13 protein-coding genes are annotated in these 19,646 nt (G+C 47.1%); 11 read left to right on the top strand and 2 right to left on the bottom strand.

Features of this window, described 5'->3' with window-relative positions:
* Nucleotides 1-2 precede the first annotated feature (2 nt).
* The 3 genes from D9Y29_RS17125 (at nt 3) to D9Y29_RS17115 (ending at nt 4,243) form a co-directional block, all read left to right on the top strand.
* A complete protein-coding gene (locus D9Y29_RS17125; RefSeq protein ID WP_127130399.1) occupies nt 3-1,511 on the top strand; it encodes a RagB/SusD family nutrient uptake outer membrane protein in 1,509 nt (502 codons plus the stop codon).
* A gap of 3 nt (nt 1,512-1,514) precedes the next feature.
* The gene (locus tag D9Y29_RS17120) at nt 1,515-2,645 is read left to right on the top strand and encodes a TlpA disulfide reductase family protein (protein ID WP_127130397.1); all 1,131 of its coding nucleotides are present in this window, start codon (nt 1,515-1,517) and stop codon (nt 2,643-2,645) included.
* A gap of 260 nt (nt 2,646-2,905) precedes the next feature.
* Nucleotides 2,906-4,243: an IPT/TIG domain-containing protein gene (locus D9Y29_RS17115; RefSeq protein WP_127130395.1), complete on the top strand. Its 1,338-nt coding sequence runs from the start codon at nt 2,906-2,908 to the stop codon at nt 4,241-4,243.
* A 143-nt stretch (nt 4,244-4,386) separates the two neighbouring features.
* On the opposite strand, the gene D9Y29_RS17110 is transcribed toward D9Y29_RS17115, so the two are convergent.
* The gene (locus D9Y29_RS17110; RefSeq protein ID WP_164735448.1) at nt 4,387-4,965 is read right to left on the bottom strand and encodes a porin family protein; all 579 of its coding nucleotides are present in this window, start codon (nt 4,963-4,965) and stop codon (nt 4,387-4,389) included.
* Nucleotides 4,966-5,342: 377 nt separating this feature from the next.
* Between D9Y29_RS17110 and D9Y29_RS17105 the strand changes: the two genes are divergently transcribed.
* On the top strand, nt 5,343-6,521 hold the full coding sequence (locus tag D9Y29_RS17105; protein WP_206513815.1) for a Gfo/Idh/MocA family protein: 1,179 nt from the start codon (nt 5,343-5,345) through the stop codon (nt 6,519-6,521).
* 1 nt (nt 6,522) lies between these two features.
* Here D9Y29_RS17105 and D9Y29_RS17100 read toward each other — a convergent pair whose 3' ends face one another.
* Entirely contained in the window at nt 6,523-8,715 is a 2,193-nt protein-coding gene (locus D9Y29_RS17100; RefSeq protein ID WP_127130391.1) for a tetratricopeptide repeat protein, read from the bottom strand.
* Between the two features lie 213 nt (nt 8,716-8,928).
* Here D9Y29_RS17100 and D9Y29_RS17095 point away from each other — a divergent pair, with 213 nt between their 5' ends.
* From D9Y29_RS17095 to D9Y29_RS17065, 7 genes are all read left to right on the top strand, one after another.
* Nucleotides 8,929-9,483, top strand: a complete 555-nt coding sequence (locus D9Y29_RS17095) for an RNA polymerase sigma factor (RefSeq protein ID WP_127130389.1) — start codon at nt 8,929-8,931, stop codon at nt 9,481-9,483.
* 76 nt (nt 9,484-9,559) lie between these two features.
* Nucleotides 9,560-10,687, top strand: coding sequence for a FecR family protein (locus tag D9Y29_RS17090; protein WP_127130387.1), 1,128 nt, complete (start codon nt 9,560-9,562; stop codon nt 10,685-10,687).
* An 89-nt stretch (nt 10,688-10,776) separates the two neighbouring features.
* The gene (locus D9Y29_RS17085) at nt 10,777-14,241 is read left to right on the top strand and encodes a TonB-dependent receptor (RefSeq protein WP_127130385.1); all 3,465 of its coding nucleotides are present in this window, start codon (nt 10,777-10,779) and stop codon (nt 14,239-14,241) included.
* 27 nt (nt 14,242-14,268) lie between these two features.
* Nucleotides 14,269-15,966: a DUF4397 domain-containing protein gene (locus tag D9Y29_RS17080; protein ID WP_127130383.1), complete on the top strand. Its 1,698-nt coding sequence runs from the start codon at nt 14,269-14,271 to the stop codon at nt 15,964-15,966.
* Nucleotides 15,963-17,180, top strand: a complete 1,218-nt coding sequence (locus D9Y29_RS17075; RefSeq protein WP_127130381.1) for a hypothetical protein — start codon at nt 15,963-15,965, stop codon at nt 17,178-17,180. The genes D9Y29_RS17080 and D9Y29_RS17075 overlap by 4 nt, the downstream gene beginning before the upstream one ends.
* Before the next feature lie 41 nt (nt 17,181-17,221).
* On the top strand, nt 17,222-18,304 hold the full coding sequence (locus tag D9Y29_RS17070; protein ID WP_127130379.1) for a fasciclin domain-containing protein: 1,083 nt from the start codon (nt 17,222-17,224) through the stop codon (nt 18,302-18,304).
* A 25-nt stretch (nt 18,305-18,329) separates the two neighbouring features.
* The gene (locus tag D9Y29_RS17065; RefSeq protein ID WP_164735447.1) at nt 18,330-19,646 is read left to right on the top strand and encodes a fasciclin domain-containing protein; all 1,317 of its coding nucleotides are present in this window, start codon (nt 18,330-18,332) and stop codon (nt 19,644-19,646) included.

The following is a 19,646-nucleotide window of genomic DNA, read 5'->3' as shown; positions in this document are numbered from 1 at the left end:
TTATGCCTTCAAATAAAATTTTCAAAATTACCTGGAGCCTGCTTTTTCTTGCAGGTGCGCTGGTATCCTGCAGTAAAAATTTCCTGGATGTGAAACCCAAAGGAAAAGTAATTGCAAGCGCAACTACCGATTACAATAACCTGCTGGAAGATGATATTTTCAATCGCCTGACAGGTGCCGGTAATTTCCTCAATGCGCAGCATATTCTGGGGGATGATGTGGCAGGACTTGAACCACATTATTCTGCCGAGAAAAATTTCGGCGCTCCCGGCACCAGGCCACATAATCTTTTTCAATGGGCAGACGATGTGTACCGGCCCGATGAAAATACATTCGAAGTGGCTGGTTTGTACAATCGCCTGTACACCATCAACAAGATCATCGATGAAGTGATGGGCTCCACCGGAAGTAACCAGCAACTGAAAGAACAGGTAAGGGCTGAAGCGCTGGCTCAACGCGCCTTTGCGTACTTCATGCTGGTGAACTATTTTGCCAAACCCTATGTGGAAGCAACTGCCACTACTGATCCTGCTGTGCCCATCATCACCAAAAGCACATTTGGGGCAGAGCCTTTTACGCGCGCTTCAGTAAAAGCAGTATATGATATGATGGTGGAAGACCTGAAAAGCGCCATCCCGGATTTACCCCTGATTCAGAACAGCGCCAACCGTTTTTCCAAATCAGCAGGAGAAACCTTGCTGGGGAAAATATTTCTTTTCATGGGCAAGCCTGCCGATGCTGTTCCTTATCTCGATGATGCCGTTTCCCACCTGCCTTCAAAATTCGCCATCTCCGGAAATATCGGAATGATGAACTACAATACTGCAACAGTGAACAACCCCGTGGTAGGTTTTATTTTCACTGTGCCCGGCATGATCGCCACCGCCGCACAAGGTCATGGACATCCTGAAGTATTGAATGCACAATGTGCGGCTGTCACCTGGTTGGGAGGACATGCAGGCCTCATCATCGATCCTGCTACAAGAGACCTCTATGGTCCCAACGATAAAAGACTGCTGTTGTACAGTAATGCCTACGGTATCACCATTCCGGGCCCCGGCCCATTATTGCCCACCGGTCTTTACCGCATACGTGCAGGATTCCTCGGTAATTCCATCGGTATTTCGCTCCCCGATATTTATCTCCTGAGGGCGGAGGCCCTGGCCAGAACCGGAGAAGCAGGCAAGGCTACAGAGAGTTTGCTAACGGTAAGGACTAACCGGATGCCGCAAGCCGATGCGGAAGCGGATATTCCAACAGACAAAGATGAACTGGTGAAATTCATCATCGAGGAACGCAGAAGGGAGTTTGCAGGTTTGGGCTTCCGTTGGTTCGATATGCGGCGTCTCTCCGTTGATCCGCTGTTTGCCGGTCAGCAACAGTTCACCCATACCGTTTACAATGCCGATGGTACCGTGAAAGCCACTTACCAGTTGAAGCCGGAAAGACTGGTGATGCGTTTCGGACAGGCGCTGGTAGCACAAACACCCGGATTCACCAATAACCCCTGATCCATGCAAAGATTTATCAAAAGATACCTGCTGTTCATTTTTCTATTTCCTGTTGCTGTCTTCGCTCAACCATTCCCGTTCAGCGTGGAAGGAAAAATGCCTGAACGGTTTGATGGAGCAAAGTTGTGGCTCGCTTACGTTGCAGATAATAAACCCGTAAGGGATTCCGCATTCCTGCAAAAAGGGAAATTCTCTTTTACTGGTTCGATCGAAGTGCCGGTGAAAGCTTATTTGCAGATCAACTATAAAGCCAGTGGCGCTTCTGAATACATCACCATTTACCTGGAGCCTGTGAAAGTAATGGTAACGGCCAATGATTCGCTTGGTTCCGCAATAGTGGAAGGCGGTGAGTTGAATAAAGACCTGCTGCGATTGCTGGCAGCCACCAAAAAATATACAATGGCTTCAGCCGCTATCAGCAGGGCATTCCGGGCATTGCCGAAAGAAGAACAGGCCAACGTATTGAAAAAAGAAGAACGCAATACTGCACTGGAGAGGATCCGGAAGGAAAAGCTGCTTGTGTTGAAAGAATTTGTGAAGAATAATCCCGCATCCTTGATCAGTATCGACGCTATTGCCGAGATTGCGGGGCCTGTGATCGCTTACAATGAAGTTGCTCCACTTTTTGAAACTCTTTCTCCTGGTGTGAAGGAAAGCAGCATGGGAAAAGCATTTGCTGAAAAGCTGGACAAGGCTTCTGCGTTGATGCCTGGCCGGATGGCCATCGATTTTGTGCAGGCGGATACTGCAGGTATGCCTGTGCGTCTTTCCTCTTTTCGCGGCAAATATGTATTGCTCGATTTCTGGGCGAGCTGGTGCGGGCCCTGTCGTGCAGAGAATCCCACGCTGGTAAAAGCATTCCATCGATACAGGGATCAGGGCTTTACGGTACTGGGGGTGTCTCTCGATAAACCCGATGGAAAAGAAAAATGGCTGAAAGCGATCAAAGATGATCAGCTCCACTGGACGCATGTATCCGATCTCCGCTATTCTGACAATGAAGTAGCGAAGCTCTATGGTGTACAGGCGATCCCCCAAAACTTTTTGATCGATCCTTCGGGGAAGGTCATTGCCACTAACCTGCGTGGAAAGGCATTGTTGGAGAAACTGGCAAACCTGTTCCCCCAACAATAATACAGATCTAATTACCAGGCCTTCCATTGAGAGGATAAGGCCTGCTGTCCCCTTCGTTTTAGAAAGGGACTTTTTCATTTTCATCATATTTGAAAAAAGACTGGCCATTCGCACTTTTTTGCGCTAAGACTTTCAACAGTTCAGCTTGCTTTTTGTACAGTTGGAAACCACTTGAATGCCCTGCATCCTTAATCAGGCAAAAGGCCTGTGACGGAAGGCTACTTTTGATTGTCAATGATGGCAACCATTCAATCCTTAGTATGAAAAAGTTATTTGTAGTAGTCAGTCTGTTGGGAATATTGAGTTGCAGTAAATCCGGTGATGATACCGATCCCGGTGGTAATCCCGATCCTAATCCCGGTCCCGGCGGTGGCAACAATGTTGAATTGACCATCACCACCATCACGCCGAACAGTGCGGAAAGAGTTCCAGTTACAATCAACGGAACTGGATTTCATACTACAGCCAATCAAAACCTGGTACATATCAGTGGCCTTCCTGCCACCGTTACGAAAGCCACCGCCACTTCGCTGGAGATCACATTGCCGGATAATCTCGCGGCAGGTGATCATGATGTTATGGTCACTACAAGAGGAAAACAGGTAACCAAAGTAAAAGGCTTTCATCTCGTCGGCTGGATCGTGAGCAATTTTGTGGGTTCAGGGGCTTCCGGAAATGCGGATGGTACTGGCAACGATGCAAGTTTCCAGCAAATGGTTGGACTCACAACCGATGCGGCAGGCAATTTCTATTTATCCGATCTCAACAGGATCAGGAAGATCACGCCACAGGGAGTGGTGAGCACTTTTGCAGGCAGCGTATCAGGCCACTCCGATGGTACAGGAGCGAATGCCAGGTTCAGTCTTCCCGCAAGCATCGCTATCGACAATGCAGGGAATCTTTATGTGGCAGATCGTTTCAACCATATGATCAGGAAGATCACGCCTGCACAGGAAGTGACTACTATCGCCGGCACCGGCGAGCTCGGAAATGTGGACGGCGCTGGAAATATCGCGAAGTTCAGCTTGCCTTATGGTATCGCTGTAAACCCGGCCGGTACTCATTTATATGTAGGTGATGAAGGGAACGATGCTATCCGGAAGGTTGATCTTGCTACCAATGTTGTAACGACTGTTGCAGGAAATGGAACCAGTACGCGTAAAGATGATATTGGAATTCTCGCCGGCATTCCTTCTCCCGGTAATCTCGCATTTGATGCAGATGGCAACCTTATCATCACGGAAAAAGGAGGAGGGATGATCAGGAAGATGGCGCCGGATGGTAGAGTAACTACCATCGGCGGATTCGATCCGCGTCAGGATGTGAACATACAACCTACCCATCTCTCTTTCGATAGTGAGAAAAATATCTATGTCGTATTCAGCGGCGGCAGGGAAATAAAAAAATACAATACTGCCGGAAGCTCCAGCTTCTTTGCCGGCGCCTGGATGGGACCTGACCAGGAAGATGGTCCTGCCACTGTTATCCAGTTCAAGCGGCCTGAAGGAATTGTGGTGAAAGAAGATGGACAGGGAAACAAAACGATCTACGTGGTAGATCAGTTGAGAAAGAAGATCAAAAAGATCATGAAACAATAATCCGGCGGTATATGTGGTTGAAACAGAGGGGCTGACTAAAAACGGCGGAGAGCTGGCAGTCGCCGGGAGTCGAGCGAGTGGGCCCAGCGAAATGAGATGTTGCACCTTTTTAGTCAGCCCTTATTATAGTGTGAAGGACCCCGTTAGAAAATGAATGATAAACCGCCACTTGCCACTACCAGTTTTGCATTATTTGCACCGATAGGATTATCGATTCCTTTGGCATACCTGAAGTCTATACCAAGTCCATTTTTCATCCGGTATCCAAACCCGATGGCGATGGTGGTGCTCACCTGCGTAAGCTGATCCCCGATTTCAAATTCTTCTTTGGTTACTTCCTGTATTGCTTTTTTATGTACCAGTATTCCAATTTGCGGCCCGGCTTCTGCATGGAATCCGCTATTGTGTTCATACTGGAAAAGTATTGGAAGTCGTACATAGCCCAAATCTAATTTTACCCCGGAAGTTTTGGAGCCTTCACCCGAGAAAATCAGTTCCGATTGAATGTTGAAATGTTTTGAAACTGGGAACACGGCTATACCTCCGGCATAGAAAGATTCAATACTGGAAAGCTGCGCCTCCTCATTATGGGTGTTAAGTCCTGATGAGTTGATGCCCGCTTTGATACCGAACCGGGCACGTGGTTCTGTGGTAGTTGCCTCCTGAGCGTTTGATGCGTAACAGCCGAAAGCCAGCAGGAGGGCAAGAAATGTTTTTTTCATTACAATTGTTTTTATTGTCATGATAGTTACTTGTTTCATTGGTAAGTTTTTGATGGAACAAAATTGCTTCAATGCAGGCAGGCATGAAAGGCGCACTTAACGGATGCAGTAGTTTGTTTAACGGTTAAACCTGATTAATGATTTGTAACATGATTATATCAGATTTCGTCAATTTCTGCAAAGGATATTTTCGGGTCGAACAAGTTCTTTTTATTGGCCAGACTGAAATTTACTACCCTTTTTTTCTTACCTGCGTTCCGCGCACCAGCGCAGGCTGCTCCTTAATTATGGGCATCTAAATCCACATCCTTTGGCATATTATTCAAGGTTGTTTCGGGCACGACAATTGCCACAATTGGCTTATAAAATCAGCCGTTATGGTACAATTCCGCAATACCCGCAGGGCCTTTATCCGAAGCGCCACACAGAAGATCTCAATGCTGGCATTAGGCAGTCAGGCAATTCCTGCGCTGGCTGAAGAGCTGGAGCCAGAACCTCTGGAAGAGCTGCTTCCGCCGGAAGGTATTTTAGCGGAGCAACCGATGGCAAAAGAGCAGTTCACTGCTGCAAAAAAATTGGGCATTGCCCTGGTTGGCCTGGGCGCTTATGCAGGTGGCCAGTTGGCGCCAGCCTTACAGGAAACGAAACATTGTTACCTGGCAGGCATCGTAACAGGTACGCCGCAAAAAGCAATCGACTGGAAAGCGAAATACAATATTCCCGATAAGAACATCTACAATTACGAAAACTTCGATAAGATCATCGATAATAAAGATATCGATATCGTGTACGTAGTGCTGCCGAATGCGATGCACTGTGAATACGTGATCCGCGCCGCCAAAGCAGGCAAGCATGTGATCTGTGAAAAACCGATGGCCATCACCGTGGAGGAATGCGACAGGATGATCACTGCATGTAAGGATGCCGGTAAGATGCTGTCCATCGGTTACCGCTTGCATTTTGAGCCCTATAACCAGGAAATGATGAGACTGGGAACGAAGAAAATGTTCGGTGTGATCAAAACCCTGGAAGCGCATGATGGTATGGGTGATACCAATGGATGGAGGCTCGATAAAAAACTGGCTGGCGGCGGCCCCCTGATGGATGTTGGCATTTACTGCGTGCAGGGATGCCGCTATACAACAGGACTTGAGCCCATTGCGGTTACTGCTGTGGAAAGCCCGAAAACGAAACCGGAAAAATTCAAAGACGTTGAAGAGTCGCTGGACTGGACAATGGAATTCCCCGGTGGTATCGAAGCACATTGCAAAACGAGCTACACGAAAAATATGAACCTTCTGCAGGCCAATGCAGAAAATGGTTGGTTCAAATTAGCACCTGCCTATCCCTATCGTGGACAGCAGGGCGAAACTTCAGAAGGAAAGATGAATTTCCCTTCCGTGAACCAGCAGGCCAGGCAGATGGATGATTTTGCGCTGGCTATCCTGGAAGGAAGGGCTACGCCTGTGCCCGGTGAAATGGGCCGGCAGGATGTGAAGATCCTGCAGGCGATCTACAAGGCCATGGAAACAAAGCGGCGCGTGGAAATCATTTGATCTACTTCGTATATAGCTTTACGTTGGGATGGATCTGTTTTACCCCCGGGAACAAATTCATCAGCTTACTTTCCTGGAAACTGATATTGGGCTCGAATCCGGAATTAATGGAAATAGTATAACCGATATTGTCTTCAATCTTATTTCCATCTTTGCTCCAACCGGGGCCTCCAATTGGAGTAAGGATGCCATCTTCATCAAGTCCGGCGCCTCCCGGCAATGAACCACCGAAACCATAACCTGCAGATACACCGGTCCCGAATTTCAACCCGAGGTCTGTCAATTTTTTCTTTCCATCATAGGTAATATAAATACTCTGATTGATGCTGGCTTCAATTTTACCTTCAACGCCTGGTATCTTGAATGTTTTATCGATACTGCCTCCGATGCCCATTGAGAAGGTATATTGATGTGTTTCGAAATTTTGAGAAAAGCTGAAACCCGCTCCGGCGCCCATACTGAAACTGGCTTCCTTGCAATTGAATTTTATCTTTCCCACAAAGAAGGGTAATTCCACGTCTACCGGACATTCGAATTCCCATTTGGGCTTGAGGTCAATATCTTTTTTCCCTTTTCTGTATTGTGGCGGACAGGCAGTCCAGTCGGTCTCCGATCCTCCGTGCATGGAATGGTCTTTCAGTTTTTCGATCCTGTTCAAATATTCATAAGCTGCTTCATAGAATGCATAGCGCGCCATGGGCTCGTTGAGGCCGGCCAGGTAGCCCATATAAGACCTGAAGTAAAATTCCTGCAATGCGGCATTCTGTACTTTCCGGCGATAGTCGTCCATTACGCCTGCATCATTTTTGAAATACTCATTGGTAGCTTCCAGCAATTTTGCGCAGAGTTCTTTTTTTAGTTTCATCAATTTTTCGCAGCCCTTGTATTGAGGGCCCTGTCCGCAATCCAGGCCTTTCATTTGTTCTGCATAGGAGGCCGACAAAGATTTTTTCTTTTTTTCATAATAGGCGGCCACCTCGTCCCGCGCGGATTTCCAGGATTTCATGTAATCCGGGACCTGTGATTTGAAATTCCGGTCGCGGCGGTTCATCTGAGCTGCGGCCATAATACTGAATGTGCGTCCGAATGTATACAGTTTGCCCTCCATAGCGGCTTTTTGGGCTTTGGCAATTTCCTGTTCCAACAGTTTTTTGCCTTCATCGCCATATTTATTTCGTAGCTCCATCACTTTGGTAATTTCAGCCCACCATTTTTTTTGCCATTCATCTTTAGTCTCTCTGTAAATATTCAGGTCTTCGATGGTTAGGAGAGAAGGAGGGAATTTCAGTTTGAATTCATTGAAGGCATCCGGGAGATCGATTGCAGGATAAGGGATGGCCCGGTTCTTTTCCGGTAATTTCCCTTCCAGTAATTGTGCTGCACTGGTATGCCCGCCTTTAAGTGAGTTGGAGACAAAACTGCCTGCCTGCGTCATATTGTTATTGGAAGCTTCCAGGTGCGCCATAGTATTGTTGGCTTCTGGATGCAGGGGCGCTGTACGTATGCAGGCCATCAGGTAAAATTTTGTTTTTTCCTTGTCGCCCAGTAACGCATATGCCTGACCGAGATTATTGGATACAACCGGATTTCCGGGAAATTTTGCGTCTATGAACTGAAGTATGGGAATTGCTTTTTGGGGGAACCCTCCTAATTGCAGCATCGCTGCCAGGTTGTTGAGTTCCAGCATTCCCGGATTGGCTGCATCACAGGCTCGCGCTGCCAGCGCATAACCCGCCAGCGGATTGTTCTGGAAGAAATAAGCCATCACCGCAAGTTGGTTCAGCACCAGTGGTTTCTTGCCGGCAGCTTTCTGATTGATCTCTTTTAATTGTGCAGCAGTGAGCCTGGCGTTAACTTCTGAGTGGATCTTTTTCACAAATGCCTGGAGGGAGGCGCCGGACAAGGGCTGCATAGGCAGCTTGTTCAATTCCTCTGAATTTTTTGCAGGAAAGAAGGCAGGTAGTTTTGCTGCTGCCTGCTGCTGCTTTGCACCCGCTTCCATCGATTTGTACAGGTTTGCCTCCAGTTGCTTTCGCATTTTCTCTCTTTCTGACGGTGGGTATTGGAGCAGCATCTTCTCCAGCAATTGCTTTATTTCTTCTTTCGTGGGCATTTTTCCTTCCTGCCTTGCCAGGGCAGTGCAACAGAAAACCAGCATAATGAAAACTGCCAGAAAAAAGGAATTAGATCGCATGTCGATTATGTTTCCGTAAACTTACTGAATAGGGAACAGGGTAAATTGGTCTGTCAGCCGGGAGGTATTTACTTGTTGATGAACTGGCGAAGAAAATTGCCGGCATTTCAGCGTTGCAGGAGGAGGTAATAATTAGGTAATCTTACCCAAACAACGATTTGCTATACTTTTGCGGTCATGCTGCTAAAGCCCTAAGGAGAGCAGGTACCCCGCATGCAAAAGGCAAAAAATCATAATTCAACGGATGAGGATCTGCTGTTGCTTTGGCAGAACGGAGATGCCAAAGCCTTTGATGAACTGTTCAGGCGATATTTTCAACCACTCCGTCAATATGCCTTCAACAACCTGCAGCAATCAATGCTGGCGGAAGAACTGGTTATGGATGTGATGATGAGGATCTGGAAAACAAATGCACAGATCCATTGTCCTGCCGGTTTCAGACCATATATATTACGTGCACTGAAGAATGCCATTCTCAATCATTTTCGCTCCTCTCTTCCTGCTATTGTTTCCCTGGATGATGTGCCTGCTGGTGAAGAAATTCCCTCAGCCGTTTCTCCTGATCACAAACTGCTTCACGATGAAACACGTGAACGTTATCTTGAAGCCCTTTCTTCCTTATCTGAAAAAAAACGGAAAGTATTCATTCTTAGCCGCGAGGAAAGTCTTACCTACAAAGAGATTGCGTACCAGCTCAATATCTCCGTGAACACTGTAGAGAATTACATGTCTGCCTCCCTTTCCCATGTGAAAGAAAAGATGAAATAGTTCTTATTCCCTCTTCAATGTTACCAAAATGTAAACTCCGTATTTTTTAGGGTGGTAGCTTTTCAATTCTGTGTTTATGATAATGAGACCGGTTATTACCACCGGTTGCGTCAAAAAAACAACAGCTATCAACTTGAAAGATCTGCATCAGCAAAAGGAATTGATCAAAAGAATGTTGTCCGGCAATATCAGCCAGGAGGAAGAACTTCAGCTAAGGAGCATGATGAAGGACCCTGCTTTCAGCTCGCTGTTCAATACAGTGCTGGATGAACAGGGGGGTGAGCTGGTGATGGAACAGGATGAAGAGACGCAATCATTCACCAATGAAAAACTGGACTTTTTCCATCAGCAATTATCACCGGAAGAAACTGCAACGCCTGTATTCAGCATGCGCAAGCCGTTATGGAAAAAGATGCTGCCTTATGCAGCCGCTCTGATTGCGGCAGTCAGCGGCCTCTTGTTCTGGTGGTCGAATTCAGCAAAAGAGCACAATACTCCTGTAGCGCAGGAGATCAATAAAAAAAACGAATATCCGGTACCGGTAGAAAATACCGTTCAATATACCGAGCATTTCAACCAGGGGAAACGCCGTCTGAAAGTGAAGCTGGCTGATGGTTCCCTTGTTACTATCGGAAGGAAGGGAAGAATCAGGTATCCGGCAGGTTTTGAAGGAAATACCAGGAATGTTTACCTGGAAGGTGAAGCATTCTTTGAAGTTGCCAAAGATGTGAACAAACCATTCACGGTTTTCTCGGGAGATGTTCGTACGCAGGTATTGGGTACTTCATTCAAAGTATCTGCCTTACCGAAATCGGCGGTGGAAGTTGCAGTGGTCACAGGGAAAGTGAGGGTAAGCTATTATAGTGGAAAAATAGAAAACGATCTTGCCACGATGTTGCCGGGAGATAAGATAAGCTGGAAGAACAGTCATCTTACCAAACTGAAAATGGACCCGAAAGATGTACTTGCCTGGAAGCATGAGATGATGGTATTCAGGAAACAATCGCTGGATGATATCCTCAACGTATTCCGGAAGCATTACGGCGTAAAAATAACGGTGATCAATAAAGGTTTTTTACACGAGAAGATCTCGCTCACACTCGACGAGAATATGCCACTTGAAAAAGCAATGAATGTACTGTCTGTAACAGCTGGCTTTGATCATTCATTCGATTCCTTATCCAGGACTGTTATCATTCAATAAAGGGCAAAAATTATTAAGTCAAGACGGAAAAAAAATCCTGCCTGCCAGGCAGCAGGCAGTGCTATGCACAACAATCAACAATAAACGGTATGCGAATCTGTACAAGATCATCTTTTTTTAACCGGTTTGTAAAACGACCAGGGTTCTGCTGTTTCTTCTTATTGCTATTGTCTGCCGGCAGCGTAGCTGCGCAGGACCTGAATAAGAAGATCACGCTGAGTCTGGACAGTGCAAGCCTCGAACAAAGTATTCATGAGATCGCCAAAAAAGCTGATCTCCGCCTGTCTATCAGGGAGAAGCTGTTGTCAGGCAGTATCAAACGCGTCTCAGTTGCTTCGCAAACGCTCACAACAGGCGAAGCGCTGACTTTGGTATTGTCTGGCACCGGTCTTCGCTATCGTGTAGTGGAAGGGTATGTGGTGGTTGAAACAGCGCCGGTGCGCGGCAATGCTGCCGGCAGGGTATTTGATGCAGAAGGCCGCGCGCTCAGCGGTGTGTCTGTTCACATCAAGGGAACAAAGAACGGCGATATCACCGATGAAAATGGCGCATTCTCTCTTCCTGTACCTGAAAAAGGCGCCACATTGGTGTTCAGTATGGTGGGTTTCAAGGAAAGGGAAATGAAAGTGACGAATGAATCGCAAAACCTCCGTGTAGTATTGCAGTCCAATACTGCTTCTCTCGAATCTGTAACGGTGCAGGCCAGACGAAGAACCAATACTTCGGCTTCAGTATTGAACGAAAGACGCCGGGCCGCCATCGTGCAGGACGCCATCTCTGCAGAGCAGATCCTGAAAACCGGTTCCATCACCACTACGCAGGCGCTTTCAAAAGTGTCTGGCGTTACCATCACGGATGACAAGTATATAGCCGTTCGCGGATTGGGCGACAGGTCTGTGATCGGACAGCTCAACGGTGTGAGGCTGGCCTCTTCGGACCCCGACAGAAGCTCCATCCCTTTGGATCTGGTGCCGGCATCCCTGCTGGATAATATCACCATCTACAAAACGGTTACGCCTGACAAACCTGCTGATGCGGCAGCAGGTATCGTGGAACTGAAAACGAAATCAGTTCCGGAACAACAAACACTGGAGTTTATTGCTCAAACAGGTTTCAATTCCAATACCGGCGTTGGCGGTAAATACAATAGCTTTTGGAATAGTGAAATGGGAGCATTCGGTAACCAGATCAAAAACAAAAATCTTTCCTCCGATTTCAAGAACCTCGCTACTCAATATCCCGGCGGTCTGGGAGCCATCCAGAAAATGATCGCCAACAGCAATTACAGTCCTGATGCATACAGGGAAGTGAACCGCATCAATAATATCATGCGTGGATTCGATCCCGTGATGACTACCGAATATAAAAAAGCGCCATTGAATCAATTATATTCCGTAACCTATGGAAATAGTTTCGACATATTCAAAAAACACAAACTGGGGTTGATACTGGGAGGGAACTACTACCGCCGTTATACTGATATCAACGGCGGAGACCTTACCCAGTACAGCATTTACCAGGGCGTGGTAACAGGAAATCCGGATGTGTACAGCCCGCGGAACATTCCGAACTATATAACCCCTAACAGCCTGTTCATGGGAAAATACCAGACCTACAAGGAGAATACTGGTGTGGAAACCCTGAACTACGGAACGCTCGCGGGCCTCACATACCGTTTCAGCGCCCTGCATGAGATCAGCATGCAGTACCTGGGTAGTTGGGGCGGCGAGAATACAGCCACCAATCTTTATGGTAAATATGAGTATACCGGACTTCCCGGTGATGTATATACCACAACGTATTCCCTGAAACAAACTTTCAGGAACCTCAATACTTTCAACCTGCAGGGGGAACATAAATTTTTCAATAAGGATTATTCTCCACGCCTGAGCTATAACCTGGCGTCATCTTCCTCCAAACAGAATGATCCCGATTTCCGTTTCGTGAGCCTTACCGATTACAGGCCCCGCAATGGAGCTTATTACTGGAAGCCGGCAGTCGGAGAACCCGGAAGCTCTTCCGGAAGCTATGTGTATACCGATCACCTGTATGCGCTCACTTCCGGTTACGTGAATGGCGTGGGCTCTATCGGTCTGATGCAGGCCGAGCCCAATGGCCGCCGCTGGCGCAACCTGGATGAACAGAACTACAACTACAAAGCAGACCTTATCCTGCCTTTTAAATTTTTCGGCCATCGCCAGGAATTCAAAACCGGTGTGAACTATCTCTATCGCGATCGCAGCTTTACGGAGAACCAGCTTTTCCTGCCCGGTTCCAATTTCTCACCCAACAAATCTGTAACACTGTATGATGTTTATGGAAATCTGAACACATTGGTGAGCAATAAAGTGATCGGTCTCTCCCTCCCTTCGGGCAGCAATGGAGAAGGTCAGATGCCTTTGAATGGCTTTATATACAATAGCCAGAAATCACCCAACAACTATACCGGTTACTATGAGACCAATGCCTTCTATGGCATGCTGGACCTTCGCTTCAATGAAAAGTTCAGAATGACCGGCGGCGTTCGCTTTGAGATGACCGATATCGGTTCTTCCGTTGATACAGCCGGCGTTTTCCTGGACCCATCACTAACCGTGAAAGGACCCGATGGCTCTTCCGTTCCCATCAATCCTGTCAACCCCAATACCGTTTACAAAGCCGACTACAAACCTTATTATTCAGTGAATGCCACTTATACACTGAACAGCAATATGAATTTCCGCGCGGCATTCAACACCACGCTGGCAAGACCTGAATTGAGGGAGATCACCAATATCTTCGAATTCGATGCCTTCCAGATGGGACTGGTGGTAGGTAATCCAAACCTCATCAACCAGCAAACAAAGAATCTCGATTTCCGTTGGGAATGGTTCACTGGTAAAGGCGAAGTGATTGCTGTCTCTGCATTCGGAAAGCAGATCGATAACCAGCTGGTGAAAGTATTCACGTTGAAAACAGATGGCCTTGCCGCCAAATATCCTGAGTTTCCAGTGATCCAGTTCCAGAACGATCCCAATACCGGTAAAGTATGGGGAATGGAATTCGAAATAGTGCAGAATCTCGGCAGGGTTTGGAAGCCGCTGAAAAAATTCTTCTTCGGGTCCAACCTCCTGGTGGCGCAGAGCGAGATCAAAAAAACAGCAGAACGTTATGCCGCCAACAAATCGCTGGACAGACATACCCCGCAGAACAGTCCATTATTCGAGCAGGCTCCTTACAGCATCAATGCCTGGCTCAACTATGAAAACAATAAAACAGGAACGGACATCACACTCACCTTCAACATGGTGGGAGAGCGACTGGTGCAGATCAATCTCACCGGGGAGCCTGATCTCTACACACAACCTGCTCCCTTCCTGGACCTGGTATTCAGCCAGCGGATCAGCAAAAGGGTATTGTTCAAAGGATATGCAAAGAATATCCTGAACCCTGCCATCAAAACTGTGTATGCCAACCCGCAGACCGGGGGTAAATGGTATGGCAACGAATATATCAACCGCAGTTTCAAACGCGGAACAGAGATCATGTTCGGATTTACTTACAACCCATTCTGAGAATAGTCGAATTCAAAAGAACTACGAATGTTTATACGATCCAAACAGAGTGCTGGTCTGATGGCAATACTAATGCTGCTGGCCGCCTGTAAAAAAGATAAGTCTGATTTCGGATTCGATAACCGCCCGGTGATCGACAACCAGAAGAAATCGAATGTGCGCATCCTGAACCTCAGCGCTTACAACCAGGTGGTAGCTGATGGCGATAGTCTCACCAATTTTGTGGTGCGCGGCCCCAGCGATCCCATGACCGGCCGGTATCCCGGCACAAAATATTTTCCTTCCGATGGCAGGCTTGGCAAGATCTGGGAGATCCCCATGGATCTTTTCGGAACGGGAGAAAAAGCGGAGCTGACCATTTCAGATAAGAGTTACAGCGGATTCAACAGCAGCGTTGATTTTACAGTTGAAAACAGTTACAGCAATCCTACAGATTATATCCTGCTTCCCTTCGAATATTTCACGGGGCAGCCGAAGATAGTGCCTGTACCAAGAGGCGTAACAGGTCCATCAAAACCCGATCATATCAAGATTAGGATCATCAACCTGACCGGCAGTATCAATAACCCTGTGTTCACGGAATTTGGTACGCAGGAAACATTGGGCGGCGCTGTAACACTCGCGTATGCAGACGGAACACCGGTGAGTGAAAAAACAAGTCATATCAGTACAACAACCAGGGTATCCGAATACGTTGAGATCCCTTACGGTACTTACCAGTTCAGGGTGCTGACAGAAAATGGAAAACAGTTCCCTTCACCATTTACCGGGTCCAGCTACAGGATCATCGACCCCGTCACTTCCACCTATACTGATGATTACGGATCCAGCTCCAATCTTGTGTTCAATCCAGTTTCAGTGTATCAGCCTGGTGGTGTGTATACGGTGATCATAACGCCTCAGCGATTCAACTATCATATCAATGAAATGACGGAGGAATCATTTCTTTATCAGAATGCTATGCAGGTTGTTACCGATATCAGCCCTGCTGCCAATGCTACTTATTTCAGGATGCAGGCCGTGAATGCACTAAACGATGAGGATACCTATTTCGAGGCAAACAATCAGGCTGTAGGCAGCGCTTTGAAATTTGGCGGGGTTGGCGCTTATGTGAACCTGATCAATGGCAGTTTCAAAGTGGAAGCGAAGAATGCAGCCGGGCAGGTGATCGCCACGGCAGAGCAGGAACTGAGGGCCAATATGAATTACACAGCCTGGTTGTATCCTGCTGCAGATGGAACTGCAAAGATGTTGATCGTTGCCAATGACCTCAGTGGCGTTCAATACATCGGAGGATCGGAAGACGGAACTTACGACAGAACGAAACAAAATTTCTTTCTCCTCAAGCGCTTCCTGAATCTTTCTCCCGATAATCAATATATCACTTACACATTGGACAATGGACAACCCATCAGCACCAATGCAAGCGTGAATCTGCAGCCAGGCATTCCCGTTATGATACAACCCTACCTGGGCACAACCATTCAAATCCCATCTTACCAGATCATGGCTTACCGGTCTGCACCCTCTGTAGTGCCTGGCACCTGGGCCAATGATATCCCGGTATTGCGTTCAGAGGATTTCATCGGGAGAAAATCATTGTATACCAGCGCCGGTAAAGCTTTGCCGGTACATGAAACAGGCATATTCACGGTAGCGTTGATCGGAGCTACCGGCAACATTGCGCCCAAAGCGAAAATGATGATCGTAAAACATAACAAATGATGAAGATGCAACTGATAAAGAATTTATGCCTCCTGGTACTGGTGGTAAGTTGTATTACCGGATGCACCAAGGTGGACTATACAAAGATCGATGAACCCGCTTACCTGCGTGTGTTCAACAATTTCAACTATGGTTTCAGCCTGGGAGACAAGGATAAGAAGGTGCCTTTTCTCTGCATGATCATCAATCCTACTTTCGATGACGAAGGAAAACCAAACGGCGGACAGATCATAGGTGATTTCCTGGATGTGCGGGATTATTATGCGCCTCCTTATCCATCGCATGTGGGTAGCAGTACTTCCGTGAACAACCCCGAATATCCAGGTAAGGAAAATGTGCTGGTAGGACCCATCGTGAACGGTTATGACCTCAGCAGCTGGGCACAGATCCCTTCAGGAACACATCGTTTCATATTCTTCTACAGACCGAAGAACAGTGTTCCCTATTTTAAACTCGACCGCAACCTGATCGGAGATGTAATGATGGATACCACTATAACCCTTGCTCACCATGAAGTATATACGATGCACCTGTTACAGAAAGATTATATCACTAAAGAGAATGGCGTTCTGTTGAGACAGGAAACCTTTCTCAAACAGGCCCTGAGCGATTCCCTTGCTTACGTGAATTTCTATAATTACAGCGCCAGGGGTTTTCAGGAATCATCAGATGACACCAAGCCGGATGTGTTCAAAATGGGCCAGTTCCAGTATGGCATCAAAGACAGGATGGATATTTTCCTTACTATTTATTACGACCAGGTGTCTGCCCTTACGGATGGCGGCAAATACCGGTACAATGCTGTGCCTGGGTATAAAGGTAAATACTTTGCATCCGTAGAACGTAATAACAGTTCGGATGCTGTGTCTCCTTATTATAGTTACCCTGTTTTTGCGAATCCCGCAGAGAATGGCATCGTTACACAGAGCTGGCAGATGTGGGACTTCTTAACCCCTGGCCTGAACCCTGCCAATAAACCTTACCATGTGATGGATAGTAAAACGGATGGTAACTGGGCTTCCCTGGCCTGCCTTAATCTTGGGCTTGATAAGCCCAACCCTCACAATGGCGCCGTATTGCCCAATATGCTGGTGAATATCCATTCCGGTGTTCATAATCCCAGATCATTCGCAACAGTGAATACGATAGAAGTAGTAAATGGCGGCGTGTACCTCACCACAATACAACGGAAATATCCGGCCCCGGTCTATTAATACCGGTAATGTATAACCGAATATGAATATCAACTCTTTGTATGAATAAATTTTTCAAGTCACTCAAAATAGCTGTCGCTGCGCTGGTGTTGCTGAGTTCCTGTGAGCACGATAACCTGGAGGTACCGAAGCCAAATGAGAATATCCGTCCGGCGGCTGACTTCATCAGGAACAACTATGATTTTCGCTTATTCTATGCGGCCCTCGAATATACCGGCCTGGTGAATGAGCTCAATGCCCCGGGCCCCGTTACGGTGCTGGCTGTACCTGATAATGGATGGAATGCCCTTGGCGTGAATACGGAACAGCAGGTCCGCAATTTGAATAAAGACAGTCTTCGTCAAGCTCTGCAATACCATGTGCTGAAGAACAGGAGATGGATCACTACCGAATTTGCTACCAATGGTGTAGATGTTCGTCTCGAAACATTGGCCGGGGAAAACGTGTATGTATCCGCTGTAAACAAGAACAACGATTATTTCTTCGGGGGCGCCAGGATTGCCCGCAAAGATATTACCCTGGCAAATGGAGTAATGCAGGTGATGAACAAGTTCATGCAATATCATAAAGGAAAAACTGTGCAGGATTACCTGGCTGCAACACCTGAGTTCAGCCTGTTCGTAACCGGCTTGAAGAAGTTCGGACTGTGGGATGAGCTGGCAGATAAAGGTCCTTTTACCATTTTCGCACCGGATAACGATGCGTTCGCAGCCAAAGGCATCACAGCTGAAACCATCAATAATCTCAATGTGGATTTGTTCCATGCCCAGCGTCTGTTCGGTGCTTATATCATCTATCAGAGTCATTTCTTTGTATCTGATCAGTACGTATTCAAATCGCTTGGAGCAGAATATTCCTATCCTTACACACTCAGGAATGATACCTGGTACGTAAACTTCGGGACCAGTCTGCAGCGGACCAATCCTTCCGACATTTACTTTACGCCCTATCCCGAGCTCACATTCTTCAAACCAACTCCCGGCGGTCTGCCGGAAGTGATAGGAATGGTTACACAAACCTCTTACATGCCGAAGCCCCTTGTATGGTACGACCATCTCTGTGAAAATGGGATCGTTCACCGCCTGCATGGATTGCTTTCGCTTCCCGCAGATGCCGGTAAATAATTGTTTTGATCTAAAAAGATTACACATGAAAACTTATATACAATACGGGTTTACTGCATTGATGCTCCTGGCATTGATCACAGGATGCAAAAAGGATGAATATATCCCGCCGCCCGAGGGAGAAAAGATCCCTTACGCGGACCCCGTACACCAGCCTGTTGCCGAAATTTTAAAGAACACTCCTTTGTTCCGAAAACTGATTGAGCAAAGCAATATGGATTCCCTGCTCACCACAAAAATACCCCTCACTATTCTGGCTCCCTCCGATGCTGCCATGCAGGCGGCAGGCTATACGGAAACAACGATAGCAGGTATGGCGCCTTTGGATGCTGATACCATCGTAGCCCTTCATGTAGTAAGGAATACCATCACAAAGGATCAGTTGCTGCGTGTTGCCGGCAATATGGAAACTGTCAGCCTTCTCAAAAAGAAAGGGCTCTATGTCCGGGCATACTATTACGGTAGTGATGAGCCGAACAATATTTCCCGCGATGCATACTGGTACAGGCAGATGCTGAAAGGCCAGGGTGATAGGTTGTGGGTGAATGGTATGCCTTCCGGTGACCTCAATAAAGCAGTACCCGCTGAATATGGTTATGTATATATGCTGGATAAAGTACAGGCAAGACCTGTGGACAAATCTTTCTGGTCATACCTGGAAACTGATCCCAGGTTCAGCATGTTCATTCAGTTGCAAAAGAAAGTTGACGAGTTGTTCGATCTCAAATACAGGAAAATATATGAAGAGAATGCAGGTTGGGATCCCGGCGGCTGGGGTTGGGTTGATGGCAGGAGAACGCAATATACATTGTACTATGAGATCCAGGTTGACCCCTATGACCCGGGGGGTACTGGCTATACGGGATTCAGCACCATGTTTGCGCCTACCAATGATGCTTTCCATGCAGCCGGCTTCCAGACCATCGATGATGTGCTGGCCATGAATGAAAAGCTCTTCCAGGAACCTGTATTTGACTTTAACACTTATGAGATTTCCGGGTTCGGGTATGTGACCGATTCCATTTTTGCCTACCACTGGGATTATGGATTGGATAACACAGCTTATTCAGGTATTTATGGTAAACGAAGGCCGGTGGCGAACCTGTTCTACGTGAACGATCTCCGCAATGATTACCTGGGAGATTTTTTGCTCAGCAATTTTGTGGGGTACTTCGAGTATAAGATGCCTTTCAACTTCGGAGAGAAGAATGGTAAACCTACGGTACAGGTAAAAGGCTCCGCTGCTGAACCAGCCACTGTACTGGAAACCATCTCCACCCTGAGCGGCCCACTCCATGTAGTTGATCGCTTACTGATTCCCAAAGACCTTAAAATGAACTAA

The sequence above is a fragment of the Pseudoflavitalea rhizosphaerae genome, from assembly GCF_003991355.1.
GTDB lineage: Bacteria > Bacteroidota > Bacteroidia > Chitinophagales > Chitinophagaceae > Pseudobacter > Pseudobacter rhizosphaerae.
This window is presented reverse-complemented; position numbering and strand designations above follow the sequence as displayed.